This window comes from Arthrobacter sp. TmtSoilC79 (assembly GCF_059739405.1).
The window spans coordinates 2,114,470-2,133,603 of the sequence record NZ_AP046051.1 but is presented as its reverse complement, the minus strand read 5'-3'; the positions used below and the strand labels follow the sequence as shown (position 1 = coordinate 2,133,603).

At 63.0% G+C, this 19,134-nt stretch carries 17 protein-coding genes; 4 read left to right on the top strand and 13 right to left on the bottom strand.

Features of this window, described 5'->3' with window-relative positions:
* The first annotated feature begins 42 nt into the window (after positions 1-42).
* From AC6JA3_RS09925 to AC6JA3_RS09910, 4 genes are read left to right on the top strand one after another with little or no spacing between them, the layout of a single operon-like run.
* A complete protein-coding gene (locus AC6JA3_RS09925) occupies positions 43-1,005 on the top strand; it encodes a sugar-binding transcriptional regulator (protein WP_347783345.1) in 963 nt (320 codons plus the stop codon).
* Positions 1,006-1,039: 34 nt separating this feature from the next.
* Entirely contained in the window at positions 1,040-1,936 is an 897-nt protein-coding gene (locus AC6JA3_RS09920; protein WP_026540792.1) for an aldo/keto reductase, read from the top strand.
* A 19-nt stretch (positions 1,937-1,955) separates the two neighbouring features.
* Complete coding sequence (locus tag AC6JA3_RS09915) at positions 1,956-2,891, top strand: alpha/beta fold hydrolase (RefSeq protein WP_431768480.1); 936 nt, start codon at positions 1,956-1,958, stop codon at positions 2,889-2,891.
* Positions 2,888-3,970: a glycosyltransferase family 4 protein gene (locus tag AC6JA3_RS09910; RefSeq protein ID WP_347783343.1), complete on the top strand. Its 1,083-nt coding sequence runs from the start codon at positions 2,888-2,890 to the stop codon at positions 3,968-3,970. The genes AC6JA3_RS09915 and AC6JA3_RS09910 overlap by 4 nt, the downstream gene beginning before the upstream one ends.
* Positions 3,971-3,979: 9 nt before the next feature.
* Here the strand turns inward: AC6JA3_RS09910 and AC6JA3_RS09905 are convergent, their stop codons facing one another.
* The 13 genes from AC6JA3_RS09905 to pyrR form a co-directional block, all read right to left on the bottom strand.
* Complete coding sequence (locus AC6JA3_RS09905; RefSeq protein WP_347783342.1) at positions 3,980-6,070, bottom strand: primosomal protein N'; 2,091 nt, start codon at positions 6,068-6,070, stop codon at positions 3,980-3,982.
* Between the two features lie 178 nt (positions 6,071-6,248).
* On the bottom strand, positions 6,249-7,478 hold the full coding sequence (gene metK, locus AC6JA3_RS09900) for a methionine adenosyltransferase (RefSeq protein ID WP_026540796.1): 1,230 nt from the start codon (positions 7,476-7,478) through the stop codon (positions 6,249-6,251).
* A 76-nt stretch (positions 7,479-7,554) separates the two neighbouring features.
* Positions 7,555-8,805 (bottom strand): bifunctional phosphopantothenoylcysteine decarboxylase/phosphopantothenate--cysteine ligase CoaBC, encoded by a 1,251-nt coding sequence (gene coaBC / locus AC6JA3_RS09895; RefSeq protein ID WP_347783341.1) that lies wholly within the window; start codon positions 8,803-8,805, stop codon positions 7,555-7,557.
* A 26-nt stretch (positions 8,806-8,831) separates the two neighbouring features.
* Positions 8,832-9,092, bottom strand: coding sequence for a DNA-directed RNA polymerase subunit omega (rpoZ, locus tag AC6JA3_RS09890; RefSeq protein ID WP_017197559.1), 261 nt, complete (start codon positions 9,090-9,092; stop codon positions 8,832-8,834).
* A gap of 39 nt (positions 9,093-9,131) precedes the next feature.
* Positions 9,132-9,704, bottom strand: coding sequence for a guanylate kinase (gmk, locus tag AC6JA3_RS09885; protein WP_026540798.1), 573 nt, complete (start codon positions 9,702-9,704; stop codon positions 9,132-9,134).
* A gap of 21 nt (positions 9,705-9,725) precedes the next feature.
* Entirely contained in the window at positions 9,726-10,052 is a 327-nt protein-coding gene (gene mihF / locus AC6JA3_RS09880; RefSeq protein WP_172323238.1) for an integration host factor, actinobacterial type, read from the bottom strand.
* Positions 10,053-10,210: 158 nt separating this feature from the next.
* Positions 10,211-11,083, bottom strand: a complete 873-nt coding sequence (gene pyrF, locus AC6JA3_RS09875) for an orotidine-5'-phosphate decarboxylase (RefSeq protein WP_347783340.1) — start codon at positions 11,081-11,083, stop codon at positions 10,211-10,213.
* Positions 11,076-14,384, bottom strand: a complete 3,309-nt coding sequence (gene carB / locus AC6JA3_RS09870) for a carbamoyl-phosphate synthase large subunit (protein WP_026540800.1) — start codon at positions 14,382-14,384, stop codon at positions 11,076-11,078. The genes pyrF and carB overlap by 8 nt, the downstream gene beginning before the upstream one ends.
* Entirely contained in the window at positions 14,384-15,631 is a 1,248-nt protein-coding gene (carA, locus tag AC6JA3_RS09865) for a glutamine-hydrolyzing carbamoyl-phosphate synthase small subunit (RefSeq protein WP_347783339.1), read from the bottom strand. The genes carB and carA overlap by 1 nt, the downstream gene beginning before the upstream one ends.
* Positions 15,612-16,133, bottom strand: a complete 522-nt coding sequence (locus AC6JA3_RS09860; RefSeq protein ID WP_347783338.1) for a PH-like domain-containing protein — start codon at positions 16,131-16,133, stop codon at positions 15,612-15,614. Before AC6JA3_RS09860 ends, carA begins: the two co-directional genes overlap by 20 nt.
* Positions 16,126-17,457, bottom strand: coding sequence for a dihydroorotase (locus AC6JA3_RS09855; RefSeq protein WP_347783337.1), 1,332 nt, complete (start codon positions 17,455-17,457; stop codon positions 16,126-16,128). Before AC6JA3_RS09855 ends, AC6JA3_RS09860 begins: the two co-directional genes overlap by 8 nt.
* Positions 17,457-18,464: an aspartate carbamoyltransferase catalytic subunit gene (locus AC6JA3_RS09850; RefSeq protein WP_347783336.1), complete on the bottom strand. Its 1,008-nt coding sequence runs from the start codon at positions 18,462-18,464 to the stop codon at positions 17,457-17,459. The genes AC6JA3_RS09855 and AC6JA3_RS09850 overlap by 1 nt, the downstream gene beginning before the upstream one ends.
* The gene (gene pyrR, locus AC6JA3_RS09845; protein WP_026540805.1) at positions 18,461-19,045 is read right to left on the bottom strand and encodes a bifunctional pyr operon transcriptional regulator/uracil phosphoribosyltransferase PyrR; all 585 of its coding nucleotides are present in this window, start codon (positions 19,043-19,045) and stop codon (positions 18,461-18,463) included. Before pyrR ends, AC6JA3_RS09850 begins: the two co-directional genes overlap by 4 nt.
* Positions 19,046-19,134: the final 89 nt, after the last annotated feature.

Here is a 19,134-nt window from a genome sequence, read left to right as displayed (position 1 = left end):
TGGAGTCAAGCTATTTGCACAAACGTGCAGGAAGGAAATGAGATGGCGCGATCACGTGACTCGGATGCGCTCCGGGCTGCACAGATGTATTACTTGCAGGATCTGACCATGGATGCCATTGCACGCGAACTGAGGACCTCCCGATCCACCGTCTCCCGGCTGCTGTCCTCCGCCCGCGAAACCGGCCTGGTGCAGGTCCAGATCAGGAGCCCATTCGATACCGGACCCGAGCTGGAAAGCCAGATCCGGAACCAATATGGAGTCGATGTCCACGTGGTCCCGGTGCTTGACACGCTGAATGAAGCAGAGTCCCTGGACCGCGTGGCCATGCAGGCTGCCCGCACAATTGGGCCATTGGTGGACTCGAACGCAATCATCGGCGTTGCGTGGGGCGCCACCCTCAGCGCGGTCAGCCGCCACCTCACCCGCAAGGTCACCCACGACAGCATTGTGGTCCAGCTCAACGGCGCCGGAAACATGCAAACCACCGGAATCACCTACGCCAGCGACATCATGCGGCGCTTCGGCAGCGCCTACGGCGCCCGGGTGGAGCAGTTCCCGGTTCCCGCATTCTTCGATCACGCCTCCACCAAAACGGCCATGTGGAATGAGCGCAGCGTTCAACGCATCCTTGATCTGCAGGCCCGCATGAGCATCGCGATCTTCGGCGTCGGTTCGGTGGATTCGGACTATCCCAGCCACGTCTATGCCGGCGGATACCTTGATGAACACGATCTCACCGTCCTGGCCGCCGATGACGTGGTGGGGGACGTCGCCACAGTGTTTTTTCGAAGCGACGGGTCCTCGGACGGCATCACGCTGAACGCGAGGTCCACCGGGCCCAGCCACGACCAGTTGCGGCAGGTCAGGCGCCGCATCTGCGTCGTTTCAGGGGCCTCCAAAATCAATGGCCTCCAAGGCGCACTGGCCGCCGGGCTGGCTACGGACCTCATCCTGGACGAAGCCTCGGCACGGCGACTTGTCAGTTTCAACGGCCACTCCTGAAGCATTCGTGCAAGGAATGGGTAGAGTCGTTGCTATGAGATCCCCCTCCACGCCGGCATCGAACAGGCTGGCACTAAACAACGGCGTACAGATGGATCGCTTGGGATACGGCCTCTACAAAGTTCCCGCGAAGGACGCTGAGGCCTTGGTTGCCACGGCCTTGGGCGAGGGCTATCGCCGGTTCGATACCGCCGCTATGTACGGCAACGAAGTAGGAGTGGGCCGCGCCCTCGGAGGTGCCATCGGCGATGCCGCGGAAGCCAACAGAGGTACCGGCGGCTCCGGCGAATCGGTACACGCACTGGCCCGCGAAGATCTCTTCGTCACCACCAAGGTCTGGAACGATGACCAGGGCTACGATGCCACACTGCGGGCCTTTGATACCTCCATGGCAAACCTTGGCCTTGACTACGTGGACCTCTACCTCATCCACTGGCCGTGTGCCGGGCGGGGACTCTTCGTGGAAAGCTACAAAGCGATGGAAACCCTCTACAGGGAGGGTAAGGTGCGGGCCATTGGCGTCTCCAACTTCCAGCCCGGCCACCTTGAAGAGCTGATGGGCAAGGCCGAAGTAGTCCCCGCAGTGAACCAGATCGAGCTGCACCCATGGTTGCAGCAAACCAGGCTGCGTACCCTCCACGAACAACTGGGCATCCGCACTGAGGCGTGGAGTCCCCTCGGACGTGGACAGGTGTTGGCTGATCCGGCCATCATCGCGCTGGCCGAAAAGTACGGCAGGACCCCGGCGCAGGTTATTCTCCGCTGGCATCTCCAGATCGGGAACCTGGTGATTCCCAAAGCGAGTTCAGCCGGGCGCATCAAGGAAAACCTGGCCGTCTTCGATTTTGACTTGGACGCATCCGATTTGGACGGCATCGCCGGCCTCGAGCGCCACCACCGAACCGGGTCACACCCGGACAACGTGAACTAGGAACAATTGCATGGCGAAAATGGACACCGCAAACTCCCCCGACGGGACGCAAGCAGCCGGCGCGTTCTTCAGCGCTGCCCTGCCAGGACGGACTGTGGCTTCCGAGGTGGACGTCGATGGCAGCAAGGTGGCCTTTTGGACCTACGAACCGGTCATTGTCACCCCTGAAACCCGCACCATCCTGGTGATTCACGGATTCCGTGGAGATCACCACGGATTGCTCCGTGTGGCGGACCAGCTCCCGGAAATGCGGATCATCATGCCGGACCTGCCCGCTTTCGGGAGCTCGGAGCCCTTCAGCGAGGGCGAACACAGCGTTGAGGGTTATGGGAAGTTCATCTCCGGTTTCATGGCCGCACTCGCGCTGGACAGCAAAACTGTCCTGCTGGGCCACTCCTTCGGATCAATCGTCACCAGCCACTTCGCCGCTGCGAATCCCGGCACGGTCTATCCGTTGATCCTGATCAACCCCATTGCTGCGCCGGCATTGGAGGGGCCGAAGGGCATCATGACCAAGCTTGCGGTGCTGTACTACCAGGCGTCCGCCAAGTTACCGGCCCGCCTCGGACAGGCGATTCTTCGCAACAGGGTGATCGTTCGCATCATGAGCATCACCATGGCCAAAACCAAGGACAAAGCCCTTCGCCGTTTCATCCATGGCCAACACGATGCCTACTTCAGTGCCTTCTCAGACAGGAAGAGCCTGCTTGAATCATTCAAGGCCTCCGTCTCCGGCAACGTGGCCGAAGTCGCGGAACAGCTCACTCTCCCCGTACTCCTTGTCGCCGGCGAAAAAGATGAGATCGCTACTCTTCCCAACCAGCACAAACTCATGAAGCGGCTCCCTGATGCAAAGCTGGAAGTGATTCCCGGCGTCGGGCACCTGATCCACTACGAAACGCCGGTTCCGGCGGCTGAAGCAATCCGCACCTTCCTGGAGGAACACCCCGCGTGAAAATTGTCATCGACGCACGTTTTACCCGAACGGACCACCACGATGGCATCAGCCGCTACGGTTCCAGCCTGATAGCGGCAACGTCCAAAATAGCCGATGTCACCATGCTGATCAGCGACAAGCGCCAACTGGCACTCCTGCCGGAAGTCCCCTACGTAATGGTCAACAGCCCTTTGTCGCCGCTGGAGCTGTTCGTGGCCCGTAAGGTCAATCCGTTGGGTGCCGATGTTGTTGTGTGCCCCATGCAGACCATGGGTACCCTTGGACGCCGCTACGGACTGGTTCTCACGCTTCATGACCTCATCTACTATGAACACCCGGCTCCCCCAGGCTTCCTCCCCGCACCGGTACGACTGCTGTGGAGGCTCTACCACAAGGCGTTCTGGCCCCAGCGGCTCCTGTTGAACCGGGCGGACATCGTGGCCACGATCAGCCGCACCACCGAAGCGCTCATGGCCAAGTACGCCTTGACCAAACGCCCGGTGCGGATTGTGGGAAATGCCCCCCAACCCGGACAGCAGCCCCGGGACCCCGAGGCCGGCGCCGACAAGGCACTGCTCTACATGGGCTCCTTCATGCCCTACAAGAACGTGGAAACCATGATCCGGGGCATGGCCGGACTGGAGGATTACACGCTGCACCTGCTCAGCCGGATCACCCCCGATCGGAAGGCTGAATTGGAGGCCATTGTTCCGGCGGGAGCCAAAGTCATTTTCCACAATGGCGTTACGGATGCCGAATACGACAAACTCCTTCTGCGGGCGACGGCGTTGATCAGCCTTTCACGCGCCGAAGGTTATGGTTTGCCGCTGGTGGAGTCCATGGCCTTGGGAACACCGGTCATCGCCAGCGACATCCCGATCTTCCGGGAAGTGGGTGGGGACGCCGTCAGCTACGTCGACCCCGAATCACCCGAAGAATTCGCCGCCGCCGTGACAACACTTGGCGATGACGGTTTGTGGCAGCGCCGGTCCCGGGCATCAGCCGCACGCGCGTCAGAATTCAACTGGGACGAGTCGGCGCGGCAACTATTGGCCGCAGCCGAGGAAGTGGTGGCCCTTCGCCGGAGCCGGACGTAACTTCCCAGGTCAGAGAACGTCTACGCCGTCGAGCCGCAATTGCACCGGACCGGACGTGCGCTTGGCGGCGTTGGCTGCCTTCAAGGCCCGCATGGCCCGGGTGGTTTCCGCGGCGTCGGCATATGGAATGAAGTACAGCGTCCTGACCTCCGCCTCGGCGGCAGCCACCGGGGATTGGCTGCCGCTGAACAGCTGCACCGGGGCCGGCCCTGCGCTGCGAAGCTTGGTTCCCGGCGAAGTGCCGGCGTCGAATGCTTCGGCAAAATGCGCGACGTCGGCCCTGGCACCGGTCACTGAGGCCACCCTGACAGCCGGTGGTAGCTGAAGTTCCTTACGCAGCGCCAATTCCCTGGAAGCGAAACCGGGCGCATCCCACCGCAGCAACGCCCCGGTGGCTGCTGTGTCATCAGCGGTGATGACCACAAGGCCTCCCTCACGGGCCGGCTTTACCAAGGCAGCGGCATTGAACCACCGCCGGACGGTGTCCTCGCCGGCCCTGAGGTTTTCCCTTCGTAGCAGCGAATTGCCATCCAGCAGCAAGGCGGCAGCATAGCCATGGGGTGCGATGGGTTCGGCGCCCACAGTTGCCACCACCAAGGCAGGGGCGTCAGGCACGGTTGCCTTGATGTGCTCACCGGAGGACGTCACCACAGCCTTGCCGGGGAAGGCGCGCCCCAGTTCCTCCGCAGTCCGCATGACACCCGTAGCTCCCTTCCGCAGCCGGGTTCCACTGCAGTGGGTGCACCGCCACTGGGGAGCCGGAGTGGAACACCACTTGCAGGCCGGTATTGCGGTGCCGCTGGACATTGCCAGTGGGCCCTGGCAGGCGTTGCAGCGTGCCAATTCGCGGCAGGTCTCACAGACCAAGGAGGGAGCGTATCCGGCCCTCGCTACCTGTACCAGGACAGGTCCGCGCTCCAAGGCCTCTTTTGCCGCACGCCAGGCAGCACCTGGCAAGCGGGCGATCTTTGCCAGGGGATCGCGTTCCTGCTCAAAACTGTCAGCGGTGTTCAGGACCCGGGGAACTATGGAACGGGCAACCGTCCGGGGCGCTTCAATGGGCACAGCCCACTGCATCTCCACCAGCCGCTGGAGTTCGGTGCTGCGGCTGTGCGAGGCCATCAGGCACGCCGCGTTCGCCTGCTCGGCGCGCAGCAGCAGGACCTCCCGGGTGTGCGCGTAGGGAGCCCGTTGTTCAATGTGGAGGTCGTCGCCGTCGTCCCAGCAGACCACCAGCCCAAGATCCTGGACGGGTGCGTAGGCAGCCGAACGGGTTCCAACAGCAACACCGGCGGAGCCGCTCAAGAGCCGGAGAAAATTCCTGTACCGGGGCGTCTGGCCGTCATCGGCAGCCAGCCGCGCGATGTCGCTTGACGGAAGAACCTTGGCCAAAGCATTTTCCAGTTGCTCAAGGTCGCGGTAGTCGGGCACAACCACCACTGCGCCACGCCCCGAGGACCTGACAGTTGCCACGGCGGAGGCCACCAGGGCCGGCCAGCCGCCTGGACCGAAACCCTGGAGTGCGGTGAGGACAGCCTTCGGTGAACCACCACCGGCCAGGTGTTGCAGATAGGACGGACCGTTGGAGTAGTTGGCCCAGGCCCGCCCACCGGTCAATGGCTTCAGCTCAGCGACCCCGGAAGCCAGTTCTCCTGCCAGCAGTTCCTTCTCCACTTTGGCAACGCGTGGCGGGATGGCGGTGCGCAGGACATCGCTCAGCGTTCCGGCGTATCGGGCAGCAACGGTACTGGCCAGTTCCGAGACCGCGGGCGTCAGTACAGCTACCGGTGAAACCACTTTGTGCAAAGTGCTGAGGGGCCCCGCAGCGTCCGAGTCTGCCCGCCGTTCCAGGATGTAGCCGTTGAGTTCCTGGCCGTTGAACTTGACCTTCACACGGACCCCCGGTGAAGCCTCTTCGCTCAGCTCTGCTGGAACGCTGTAATCGAAGGGCCGGTCCAAGTGGGGCAATGATGACTCAAGGATCACCCTTGCCACCGGATTTTCCGCTGCAAGTGGCGGCCCGTTGACCGGTGCACGGTCCGGAAAACCCTGCAACAACGAGGGTTGAAGCAGCGAGGACTGGGCTTCGTGTCCTGCCATTGATTTCACCTCCCGCTCCTGGACGCAGTATTGACCCTGGATGCCCAATTAACCCTGAATGCCCGCAGCGGGAATGACCCGCTGCGGGCATCTCTCTGGCACCAGCCAACCACAGGCCACTGACAAAACTGCAACATCCTGGATTGATGCGTCCGGCTACGGACGATCCTCCAAGGAATCAGGCGTTGAAGTATTCCTTCAAGTCCGCCACACGATCCAGCCGCTCCCAGGTAAAGTCCGGCTCCTCGCGACCGAAGTGCCCATGGGCTGCTGTCCTGGCGTAGATGGGCCGCTTCAGGTCGAGTGCATCGATGATGGCACGGGGACGCAGGTCAAAGAGTTCGTTGATCGCTTCGCTGATGCGTGCCGGATCCACGGTCTCCGTGCCGAAGGTTTCGACGTAGGTTCCCACCGGACGTGCTTGCCCGATGGCGTACGCGATCTGGATTTCGGCGCGCTTGGCAAGTCCGGCTGCCACGACGTTCTTGGCAACCCATCGCATGGCATAGGCAGCTGAACGGTCAACCTTGGACGGATCCTTGCCGGAGAAAGCTCCGCCACCGTGGCGGGAGAACCCACCATAGGTGTCCACAATGATCTTGCGACCGGTGAGGCCGGCGTCGCCGACAGGGCCGCCAATGACGAACGCGCCGGCAGGGTTCAGGATGTTCGCCGTCCGCGAGAGATCCAGGTTTGATGCCGCCAGCACGGGCTCGATGACGTAGCTGGCGAGATCTGCCCGAAGCTGCTCCAGGCTGGCTTCCTCGGCGTGCTGGCTGGAGATGACCACGGTTTCAACCGAAACCGGACGGTCGCCGTCGTATCCTACGGTGACCTGCGTCTTCCCATCCGGGCGGAGGTACGCCAACTCGCCGTTCTTGCGGACTTCAGTCAGCCGCTCCGACAAACGGTGCGCAAGCCAGATGGGGGTGGGCATGTAGGAGGCCGTTTCATCACTGGCGTAGCCGAACATGATGCCCTGGTCCCCTGCGCCCTGGAGGTCGTAGTCGTCCTCCTGGCGGCCTTCACGGGCCTCCAGCGAATTGAAGACTCCACCGGCGATGTCGTTGGACTGTTGGCCAATGGATACCGAGACACCACAGCGCGCGCCGTCGAAGCCATTCGCCGATGAGTCATAACCGATACCAAGGATGGTCTCGCGGACAATCTGGGGAATCTCGACGTAAGCGTCAGTCGTGACTTCACCGGCCACATGCACCAAGCCCGTAGTGGCCATGGTTTCAACGGCCACACGGGACTCGGGATCGGCAGCCAGGAGCGCATCAAGGATGGCATCACTGATCTGGTCGCAGATTTTGTCCGGGTGCCCTTCGGTAACCGACTCTGAAGTGAAGAGCCGGAGCTTGGACGGGGTGCCATGGTGTTCATGGTGCAGCGGTAAAGTCACTCGACCACCTTACTGGGTTGCGGGACAGCGGTTTCTGCCGTGTGTCCCTTTGCTAAGAATCCGGGTGTGGGCTCGGTTACAACGCCGGGTAGACACGCGTGAGCTCGACGCCCACCCGATCAACCACAGCAGCGGCCACGTCAGCCTTGGAGCCAGCGACCGACTGCGGTTCGGCCCCGTGACCGGAGAGGACCACCACGGAATTGTCATCCTGGCCGAACACGCGGCCTATGCCCACCTGATTAACCACCAGGAGGTCGCAGCCTTTGCGCTTGAGTTTGGCCGTTGCGTGCTCCAGGACGTCGCCTTGGGCATCGCCGGTCTCAGCCGCGAAACCAACGATCAGCTGACGTCCGCCCTCGGCGTTCCGCCGCTCCACGAGCTCCTGCAGGATGTCCGGGTTGCGGACCAGCCGCACAACGGGCGCGTCCTCGCCGTCGACCTTTTTGATCTTGGTGTCCGAGACCTCTGCCGGACGGAAATCCGCTACGGCGGCAGCCATGATGACGACGTCGGAACCAACTGCCGCTTTCAACGCTGCCTCGCGCAGCTCCAAGGCTGATTCAACGCGGACAAGCTCGACGCCGGCCGGCGGCTCGACGTCCATATGCGCGGCAAGGAACCGAACCGTTGCACCGGCAGCCAAAGCAGCCGAAGCAAGGGCAGCTCCCTGCTTGCCGGAGGAACGGTTGCCCAGGAAGCGGACAGGGTCCAGCGCCTCCCGAGTGCCGCCGGCGGAGATCGTTACGGTCCGGCCAGCCAAGGGCAGCTCCGCCGAAGTCGACAAAGTCTCTGCGGCCGGGGCATCGACCAACGCCATGGCCGCAGCAAAAATTGCCTCGGGCTCCGGCAGGCGGCCAGGACCCGAGTCTGATCCAGTGAGACGGCCGGAAGCAGGCTCCAGGACTGTCACCCCACGGCGCCGCAATGTTTCGACGTTTCCCTGGGTAGCGGCATGCAGCCACATTTCCGTGTGCATCGCCGGGGCGAAAAGAACCGGCCCGTGTGCCATGAGCAGGGTGTTGGTGAGGAGGTCGCCCGCTTGTCCTGTTGCGGCTTTGGCAAGAAGGTCCGCTGTAGCGGGCGCAACCACGATCAGGTCGGCTTCATGGCCCAAACGCACATGGTTGACCTTCTCGACGTCATCGAAGACGCTGTTGCTCACGGGGTTCCCCGAGAGGGCTTCCCACGTGGCCACGCCAACAAACCGGGTGGCAGCTTCCGTGGGGATGACCGTGACCCTGTGGCCGGCTTCAGTAAAAAGCCGGAGGAGCGATGCAACCTTGTAGGCTGCTATCCCTCCCCCGACTCCGAGGACTATGCGCACGTGACCTCCGTCAACAGGCAGCCTGTTTATTCTGCGGGCTCGATCGGTGTGGACACCAAAAGGCCTTCGTTGATCTCGCGCAGGGCGATCGAGAGCGACTTCTCGTTCAGCTTGGTGTCAACCAGGGGGCCGACGTACTCGAAAAGGCCCTCGTGGAGCTGTGCGTAGTAGGCGTTGATCTGGCGGGCGCGCTTGGCGCCGAAGATGACCAGGCCGTACTTGGAATCAGCAGCCTCAAGCAGCGAATCGATCGGCGGGTTGATGATGCCTTCAAGGTTCGTGGACACGAATTCTCCAAATTTTAGCGGGCCAACAAATGCAAGCGCTTAGCGCTGGTGCGGGGTAAGCCCCATGAGTGAAACAAGCTCGTCCGCTGCCCGGCGAACGTCGTCATTGATGACGGTGTGGTCAAACTCCGGTTCAGCAGCAAGTTCCAGTTTAGCGGTTTCCAGCCTGCGCTGCTGTTCCTCGGGAGTTTCCGTGCCGCGGCCCACCAGGCGGCGGACCATTTCGTCCCAGGTGGGCGGAGCCAGGAACACGAAATTGGCGTCCGGAACGGCCTCCTTGACCTGGCGCGCGCCTTGGAGGTCAATCTCCAGAAGGACCGACTTTCCTTCGGCAATTGCTGCGTTGACGGTGCTGCGAAGGGTCCCGTAGCGGTTCTGCCCGTGGACCACAGCCCACTCCAGCAGCTCACCATCGGCCACCAGGGAATCAAACTCCTCGGCGGATTTGAAGAAGTAGTGGACGCCATCCTGCTCACCCGGACGTGCAGCCCGCGTGGTTGCCGAGACGGAGAGCCAGACCTCTGGATAGTTGTCCCTGATGTAGGTGGAAACGGTTCCCTTGCCAACGGCAGTGGGGCCTGCAAGGACAGTCAGTCCGGGTTTCTTGCTCACGGATTCCTTCGGGGAGATGCGTCAAACGCTTTGCTGGGTATCCATAAAATCTACCAGCGCCCGGGCCTGGTGAATTCCCAGGCCCCTGATGCGGCGGGACCCGGCGATGCCAATCTCCGCCATGATCCCCGCCGCCCGGACCGGACCGATGCCCGGCAGCGCCTCCAGGAGTTCCACCACACGCATGCGGGCGATCGCCTCGTCCGTAGCGCCGGAGGAGATCAGCTCCGCGATACTCACCTCGCCGCGCTTAAGCCTTTCCTTGGCGGCGGCACGGACTGCCCTCGCCTTGGCCGCCTTTTCCAGCGCATCGGAACGCTCCTGTGGTGTCAGCTCTTTAAGGCCCACTGCCAAACCCCTGTCAGATCGCAATTGTGATCCAGATCACGCGGACTGATCCTGAACCTACCGGCAGGGGCGCTGTTGCGCAATGAGTTGAATCAACGCGGGGTCACGTATGCCCCTGAAGAGGGCTTGAAGGGGCCATAAGTGACCCCGCGTTGCTCTTAGGAGCGGAGTCCCCTCAGGCTCGCTTCGGTCGCCGCACGCAGGCCTTCCACGGTGGGACCCGCGGCCAGGATGCCCCGGCTGGACGTAGCAAGGACCGTGGGATAAGCGGCACCGAACGTGGCCCGAAGGTCAGCAGGGGTGGCACCCTGGGCGCCAAGCCCGGGAGCCAGGATCGCCCCGCGGACCTGTCCAAGATCGATACCCAGGTCATCCAAAGCAGAGCCGATGGTTGCCCCCACTACCAGTCCAACCGAACCAAGGGCCCCGCTGTAACGCTGATTCTCGACGCCGGCCGCCAAGGCAATCCTGCGGGCAACTGACTCGCTTCCACCAACATGCTGGACGGACTTCCCCTCAGGGTTGGACGTCAAAGCCAGGACGAACACTCCCCTGCCGTATTGCGCGGCAAGATCCAACGCAGGGCGCAATGACTCAAAGCCAAGGTAAGGGCTCAGTGTCACTGAGTCAGCGGCCAAGGATGAACCATCACGAAGCCAGGCATCGGCATAAGCGGCCATGGTGGACCCAATATCCCCGCGCTTGGCGTCAGCGATACTGAGTACCCCTGCCTCCGCGGATGCAGCCAAGGTGCGTTCAAGGACCGCCATTCCGGCGGAACCGTGACGCTCATAGAGCGCCACTTGCGGCTTGACCGCGGCAGCGAGGGAAGACACCGCCTCCACCACCGTCAGCGAAAAACGCTCCAGCCCTGCGGCGTCGTCGTTCAATCCCCAGTCGGCCAACAGCTGCGGGTGCGGATCAATTCCGACGCAGAGCGGGCCACGGGACGCCATGGCCGCAGCCAGCCGGGAGCCAAAGGACTCCCGGGCCGGCTGCTGACCCTGCTGGGGTGAAGCAGACTCAGGCATTGGCTGCTTCCATTGCTGCGGAGAGGTTGGCTGCGTGCTCCTGCAGGCTGGTCACCGACCATTCGTAGGTCCGCAGTGCCTCGATAGCCTGCACCGCGGCGTTGAATTCAGCCACGGTGGTGATGCAGGGGATGCCGATGGACGTTGCTGCGGCCCGGAGTTCGTATCCATCGCTGCGGGCTTCGCCACCCGAGGGGGTGTTGAAGACCATGTCGATCTCACCGGCGATCACGAGGTCGGCAATGGTGCCCTCGCCCTCGGCGCTGCTGCCTTCGGCCACCTTGCGGACCGGAGTGGCCTGGATGCCGTTGCGGCGCAGGACATCAGCGGTGCCACCGGTGGAGACGATCTCGAAACCGAGGTCCGAGAGGCGCTTGACGCCCATGATGACCGAACGCTTGTCACGGTTGGCCACCGATACGAAGATCTTGCCTTCGGTGGGCAGCGCGTTGTTCGCGGCAGCCTGGCTCTTGGCGAAAGCGGTATCGAAGTGCTTGTCGATGCCCATGACTTCACCGGTGGAACGCATTTCCGGGCCGAGGAGGGAGTCCACAACCTTGCCTTCGGGCGTACGGAAGCGGCTGAACGGCAGCACAGCTTCCTTCACGGCAACCGGTGCATCCAACGGCAAGGTGGAGCCGTCACCGGTTTCCGGCAGCATCTTGTAGGCGCCGCGGAGCTGGTTGATGGTCACGCCGGTGCCGATCAGGGCTGCCGCCTTGGCCATCTGCACACCCGTTGCCTTGGAGACGAAGGGGACCGTGCGGGAAGCACGCGGGTTGGCTTCGAGCACGTACAGGACGTCGGAGGCCAGCGCGAACTGGATGTTGATCAGGCCACGGACGCCCACGCCTTCGGCAATGGCCCGGGTTGCGGTGCGCACGCGCTCGATCACGTTGTTGCCCAGGGTGATCGGGGGAAGGACGCACGCGGAGTCGCCGGAGTGGATACCGGCTTCTTCGATGTGTTCCATGATGCCGCCGAGGTACATGTCAGTGCCGTCGAAGAGTGCGTCAACGTCGATTTCGACGGCGTCCTCGAGGAAGCGGTCGATCAGCACGGGGTGGTCCGGCGTGATTTCCGTGGCGTTGGCGATGTAGCGGGAAAGGTTGGCTTCGTCATAGACGATCTCCATGCCGCGGCCGCCCAGTACGTAGGACGGACGGACCAGGACCGGGTAGCCGATTTCATCGGCAATCTTCTTCGCGTCCTCGAAGGATACGGCAGTGCCGTTCTTCGGGGAGGTCAATCCGGCCTCGTCCAATACGCGGGCGAACGCGCCCCGGTGCTCTGCGAGGTCGATGGCTTCGGGCGAAGTGCCGAGGATGGGGACGCCGGCGTCGGCGAGCTGCTGCGCCAGCTTCAGCGGAGTCTGGCCACCGAGCTGGACGAACACGCCCATGACGCCACCAGTGCGCTCCTCGGCGGCGATGACCTCAAGGACGTCCTCAAGGGTCAACGGCTCAAAGTAGAGGCGGGTGGAGACATCGTAGTCGGTGGAGACGGTCTCAGGGTTGCAGTTGACCATCACGGTCTCATAGCCGGCCTTGCGCAGCGCCATGGACGCATGGACGCAGGAGTAGTCAAACTCGATGCCCTGGCCGATGCGGTTCGGTCCCGAACCCAGGATGATGACCGAGGGCTTGGCGTGCAGGCCCACTTCGTCTTCCTCGTCGTAGGAGGAGTAGTGGTACGGGGTGTAGGCGGCGAACTCAGCGGCGCAGGTATCCACGGTCTTGTAGACGGGACGAATGCCCAGGGCCTGGCGGACGCCGCGGACCACGGCCTCGTTGTTGTGCGTCAGGGCACCGATCTGCTCGTCGGAGAAACCGTGGCGCTTGGCGTTGCGCAGCATTTCCTCGGTCAGCACGCCGGCCTTGCGGATCTCCTGGGCGGTCTCATTGAGCAGCTGCAACTGGTCCAGGAACCAGGGATCGATCTTGGTTGCTTCGAAGACGTCCTCGATGCTTGCCCCGCCCAGCAATGCGCGCTGGACCTGGTGAAGGCGCTCAGTGGTGGGCCGCTTGGCCTTCTCCAGGAGCTCGGCCACTTCGTATTCAGGTACTGAACTGAAGTCCAGCTGCGAGCCCTTCTGTTCCAGGGAGCGCAGGGCCTTCTGCAGTGCCTCGGTGAAGTTGCGGCCCATCGCCATGGCTTCGCCAACAGACTTCATGGTGGTGGTCAGGGTGTTGTCGGCAGCCGGGAACTTCTCGAAGGCGAAGCGCGGAACCTTGACCACTACGTAGTCCAGGGTCGGCTCGAACGAAGCCGGGGTCTTCTGGGTGATGTCGTTGGGGATCTCATCCAGGGTGTAACCAAGGGACAGCTTGGTAGCGATCTTGGCGATGGCGAATCCCGTGGCCTTCGATGCCAGCGCGGACGACCGCGAAACACGCGGGTTCATTTCGATGACCACTACGCGGCCCGTAGCGGGGTCGATGGCGAACTGGATGTTGCAGCCGCCGGTGTCCACGCCGACTTCGCGGATGACGGCGATGGAAACATCGCGCAGCTTCTGGTACTCGCGGTCCGTGAGGGTCAGTGCCGGTGCAACAGTGATGGAGTCACCGGTGTGGACACCTACGGGATCGAAGTTCTCGATGGAGCAGACAACAACGACGTTGTCGTTCTTGTCGCGCATCATTTCCAGCTCGTATTCCTTCCAGCCAAGGATGCTCTCTTCGAGCAGGACCTCGGTGGTGGGGCTGTACTGGAGGCCCTGGCCGACGATGCGGCGGAGGTCGTCCTCGTTGTAAGCCAAGCCCGAGCCCAAGCCACCCATGGTGAAGGACGGGCGGACCACCATGGGGTAGCCAAGGTCCTCGGCAGCAGCGAAGGCCTCATCCATGGTGTGGATAATGTGGCTGCGGGCAGACTCTGCACCACAACGCTCCACCACGCCCTTGAACTTCTCCCGGTCTTCGCCGAGCTCAATGGCGGCAATGTTGGCGCCGATGAGTTCCACGTTGTACTTCTCCAGTACGCCGTTCTTGTCCAACGCAATGGCGGTGTTCAAAGCGGTCTGGCCACCCAGGGTGGGCAGGATGGCGTCCGGACGCTCCTTGGCGATGATCTTCTCAACCACCTCGGGGGTGATGGGCTCCACGTAGGTGGCATCGGCAAACTCGGGGTCCGTCATGATGGTGGCCGGGTTGGAGTTGACCAGGATGACCCGCAGGCCCTCCTCTTTCAGGACACGGAGTGCCTGGGTGCCGGAGTAGTCGAACTCAGCCGCCTGGCCGATGACAATGGGGCCGGATCCGATGACAAGGACGCTCTTGAGATCTGTACGCTTGGGCATTACTTCGTGTCCTCAGTCTTGGAGTCGGTGGAGGCCGCAGCTGTGGCCTTGGACTTGGTATCGGCCATGAGGTCGATGAAGCGGTCAAAGAGGTAGGCGGCATCGTGCGGGCCGGCAGCAGCCTCCGGGTGGTACTGGACGGAGAACGCAGGGATATCGAGGCAGGCGAGTCCTTCAACGACGTCGTCGTTCAATGACACGTGGCTGACCTCGACGCGTCCGAAGCGCTCTTCGGGGGCCACAGTGGAACCGTTCAGCGGCGCATCCACGGCGAAGCCGTGGTTCTGCGAGGTGATCTCCACCTTCCCGGTCCGGCGGTCCATGACGGGCTGGTTGATCCCACGGTGCCCATAGCGGAGCTTGTAGGTGCCAAAGCCCAGGGCACGGCCCAGGATCTGGTTGCCGAAGCAGATGCCGAAGTACGGCAGCTTCTCATCCAGCACCGAGCGCAGCAGCGAGACCTGGTGGTCTGCCGTAGCCGGGTCCCCGGGTCCGTTGGACATGAAGAAACCGTCCGGCTTGACCGCGTTGACATCCTCCAGCGTGGACGTTGCAGGCAGGACATGCACGCGCACTCCACGCTCTGCGAAGCGGACCGGAGTCATGGCCTTGATGCCAAGGTCAACAGCAGCGATGGAGAAGCGTGGCTCGCCTTCCCAGCCGTGGTCCTTTGGTTCCACAACGTAGGCCTCATCGATGGAGACTTCCTCAGCCAGCGCCGCACCTTCCATGGGCTCACTGGCCAGGACGGTCTCCAGCAGTTCCTTGTCAGTGGCCCGGGCCGCCTCGCCGGAGAAAATGCCAGCACGCATGGTCTTGTGCTCGCGGAGGTGGCGGGTGATGGCCCGGGTGTCGACGCCCTGGATGCCAACAATGCCCTGCTCTACCAGTTCATCGTCAAGGCTTCGCTCTGAGCGCCAGTTGGAGGGGCGGCGGGCGGCGTCCCGGACAATGTATCCGGCAACCCAGATACGGCGGGATTCAGCGTCTTCGCTGTTGACGCCGGTGTTGCCGATGTGCGGCGCTGTCTGGACCACCAGCTGGCGCGCGTAGGAGGGGTCGGTAATGGTCTCCTGGTAGCCGGTCATGCCGGTGGCGAAGACGGCCTCACCGAGAGCGGTTCCCTGCGCTCCGTAGCTGCGGCCGCGGAACATGCGGCCGTCTTCGAGCACGAGTACTGCTGCTGAGGGGGTGGGTGTGGTGGCTGCTTTACTATCCGTCACTTTATTACTTTCCACTATCGGCATCTGCCTGAGGGGCTGCGGAGATCAATTCCTGGAGGGCTTCAAGGAGGAGCTTTTTGTCGGCTGCGTGCCGGGTCCGGAACCCGGTATCGAGTTCACGGCCGCCGAGTTTCCAACTGATGACCAGGAGTCCGTCTTTCTCGACGAACTTCCCTGCCATGCCGTTGGACTCCCGGCCGTCAGTCACTGCCTCGCGGGGTATGAAGACAGGGGCGGCACCGCAGCGGTCGAACAACACACCTTCGGTGTGGATGCTCAGTTCCGCATTCGTCCGGATACCAAGGCCTTGGACCGCGATACGGTCAAGCCAATCCCCCGCCGTGGTGGTGGCAACGTACTGGCCATCAGCGACGACGGTGGCCGGCGTCAGCTGCTCCGGCAGGACCGGAAGGCGTTCGACGTCGGACTGGCGCCTGAGCCTGTTCCGCCACCCCAGCCAGATCATCGCCAGGACGGCGAGGATCAGCGGCACCGTGATGAGCACGGTCAGTGTCTGGTTATCCATTAATGCTGCTGACTGCCGGGTACCGGTACGGCGTGTTGAGTTTGCCGTCAAGGACCGTGGGGTGGCCCTTGAAGAAGGTTGCCACCACGGATCCGGGCAGCTCCTTGCCCTTGAACGGTGAATTGCGGCCCATGGTTGCCATTTTATGGGGGTCGACCGTCCAACGCGCAGCCGGGTCCACCAGGATGACGTTGGCAGGTTCGCCAACCTCCAGCGGACGGCCTTGGTCAGCGACCCGCCCGATGACCGCAGGCGTGAACGAGGTGACCCTGGCGAAATCCGCCCAGGTCATCAAGCCGGTCTCGATCATGGTCTCTTGGACTACCGACAACGCAGTTTCGAGGCCGGTCATGCCCATGGCCGCCTGCGCCCACTCGCATTCCTTGTGCTCGCTGGGGTGCGGGGCATGGTCGGTTCCCACGACGTCGATGGTGCCGTCGGCCAGGCCCTCACGGAGCGCCTGGACATCAGCATCGGTTCGCAGCGGCGGATTGACCTTGTAGACGGGATCGTAGCTGCGGACCAGTTCATCGGTCAGGAGCAGGTGGTGGGGCGTCACTTCGGCCGTGACGTTGATCCCGCGCGCCTTGGCCCAGCGCACGATTTCGACTGATCCGGCGGTGGAGACATGGCAGACGTGGAGCCTGGAACCAACATGCTGGGCCAGCAGGACGTCACGGGCGATGATGCTTTCCTCGGCTACAGCCGGCCAGCCGGTCAGTCCAAGTACGGCAGAGACCGTGCCTTCGTTCATCTGTGCCCCGGCGGTCAGGCGCGGTTCCTGCGCGTGCTGGGCCACCACGCCGTCGAACGCCTTTACGTACTCCAGTGCGCGGCGCATGAGTACGGGATCGTGAACGCAGATTCCGTCATCGGAGAACATGCGGACCTGCGCGCGGGAATCGGCCATGGCGCCAAGCTCGGCAAGTCGCTCACCGGCCAACCCCACCGTGACTGCACCCACTGGGCGCACATCCACCCAGCCCGATGCACGGCCCAGGCTGTGGACCTGTTCCACGACTCCGGCGGTGTCAGCCACGGGGTTGCTGTTGGCCATCGCGTGGACAGCCGTGAATCCGCCCAAAGCCGCGGCCCGGGTACCGGTTTCCACCGTTTCGGCGTCTTCGCGGCCCGGCTCGCGCAGGTGGGTGTGCACGTCAACCATGCCGGGCAGCGCAACGAGTCCGGCGGCGTCGATGACAGTGGCACCTTCAGCGGCGAGGTCCTTGCCGCGTGCTTCGATGACGCCGTCGCGGATCAGCAGGTCCTCAGCGTCGCCGCCGAGGATGGCGGCCCCACGAATCAGGTAGGTGTTCTCGGCCATCAGTTGGTCTCCTTGCTGGACTGGCTTACGTTCTGGGCTGGTTCCCGGGAGTCTCCTGAGAGCAGCAGGTACAGGGCGGCCATGCGGACCGAGACACCGTTGCGGACTTGGGCAAGCACAGTGGAACGCGGTGAATCAGCAGCTGCCGAAGAAATCTCCAGGCCGCGGTTCATGGGACCGGGATGCATGATGATGGTGTCCTTCATGCCCAGGTCATCCAAGGCACGGAGCCTGGCGTCGTCGAATCCCCAGCGGCGGGAGTACTCACGGGTCGAGGGGAAGAACGAGGCGTTCATCCGCTCACCCTGGACGCGGAGCATCATCATGGCGTCGATACCCGCTTCCAGGGTCTCGTCCAGGTTGTAGCTGACCTTGCAAGGCCAGTGCTCGACGCCGATGGGCAGCAGCGTAGGTGGCGCCACCAGAGTGACCTCGGCGCCAAGGGTTTTCAACAACCAGACGTTGGACCGGGCAACACGGGAGTGGAGTACGTCGCCGGCAATCGCAACGCGCATGCCCGACAGGTCCGCCCCCGTTGACTCGATGCCGTTGATCCTGGACCAGTGCCGGCGCATGGTGAAAGCGTCCAGCAGGGCCTGGGTGGGGTGCTCGTGGGTGCCGTCACCGGCGTTGATCACAGCAGCGTCAATCCAGTCCGTGGCAGCGAGCCGGTGCGGGGCGCCGGACGCCCAGTGACGAATGACCACGGCGTCCGCACCCATGGCGGCCAGGGTCTGTGCGGTGTCCTTGAGGGATTCCCCCTTGGACACCGAGGACCCTTTGGCGGCGAAGTTGATGACGTCGGCGGAAAGTCGCTTGGCGGCAGCCTCGAACGAGATCCGCGTCCGGGTGGAGTCTTCGAAGAAGAGGTTCACTACTGTCCGGCCACGCAGGGCAGGCAGCTTTTTCACTTCACGCTCGCCCACGGCAGACATTTCTTCTGCCGTGTCCAGGACGCGGATGGCGTCGAAAGCGCTGAGGTTTTCAGTGGAAAGAAGGTGCTTCACTTCCCCGCCTCGATAACTACTTCATTGACGGGAACGCCGTCAACAGAGTCGATTTCCTCCAGGTGGACACGGACTTTCTCCGAGGAAGAGGTGGGCAGGTTCTTGCCGACGTGGTCCGCGCGGATGGGGAGCTCACGGTGGCCCCGGTCCACCAGCACGGCCAAGCGGACAATCCGGGGACGGCCAAGGTCCACCAAAGCATCCAGTGCTGCCCGGATGGTGCGGCCCGAGTACAGGACGTCGTCGATCAGGACAACTACTTTGTTGTCGATCCCTGACAACGGCAGGCGGGTGTGGCGCGGAGGCCGGGTGGGCTGGTGCGAGAGATCGTCACGGAACATGGTGACATCGAGCTGACCCACGATCGTTTCAGCATTGACCGTCGGGTCAGCTGCTGCGATTTTGTGGGCAAGGCGGACCGCCAGGGGATAGCCGCGGCTGGGAATGCCTAAGAGAACCAGGTCCTGGGAGCCCTTGTTGGCTTCGAGGATCTCGTGGGCGATACGAGTGAGCGCACGATCAATGTCCGCCTGGTTGAGTACAACCCTGGACGGCACGTGCGCTGAAGTGACTTCAGTCATCGCTCGTCTCCCCTTTCCCCGCCTCACGGGACGGAATTAAAAAAGGAATATGTGCTTTTCCAAGCTACCACAGCACCTCTTTGCCACCT

Coding starts and splice junctions, on each gene's coding strand:
- carB (WP_026540800.1), bottom strand. CDS start 14,384: ATGCCCAAGCGTACAGATCTCAAGAGCGTCCTTGTCATCGGATCCGGC.
- AC6JA3_RS09860 (WP_347783338.1), bottom strand. CDS start 16,133: ATGGATAACCAGACACTGACCGTGCTCATCACGGTGCCGCTGATCCTC.
- pyrF (WP_347783340.1), bottom strand. CDS start 11,083: ATGCCTGAGTCTGCTTCACCCCAGCAGGGTCAGCAGCCGGCCCGGGAG.
- carA (WP_347783339.1), bottom strand. CDS start 15,631: ATGCCGATAGTGGAAAGTAATAAAGTGACGGATAGTAAAGCAGCCACC.
- pyrR (WP_026540805.1), bottom strand. CDS start 19,045: ATGACTGAAGTCACTTCAGCGCACGTGCCGTCCAGGGTTGTACTCAAC.
- AC6JA3_RS09915 (WP_431768480.1), top strand. CDS start 1,956: ATGGACACCGCAAACTCCCCCGACGGGACGCAAGCAGCCGGCGCGTTC.
- AC6JA3_RS09920 (WP_026540792.1), top strand. CDS start 1,040: ATGAGATCCCCCTCCACGCCGGCATCGAACAGGCTGGCACTAAACAAC.
- AC6JA3_RS09855 (WP_347783337.1), bottom strand. CDS start 17,457: ATGGCCGAGAACACCTACCTGATTCGTGGGGCCGCCATCCTCGGCGGC.
- AC6JA3_RS09925 (WP_347783345.1), top strand. CDS start 43: ATGGCGCGATCACGTGACTCGGATGCGCTCCGGGCTGCACAGATGTAT.
- AC6JA3_RS09905 (WP_347783342.1), bottom strand. CDS start 6,070: ATGGCAGGACACGAAGCCCAGTCCTCGCTGCTTCAACCCTCGTTGTTG.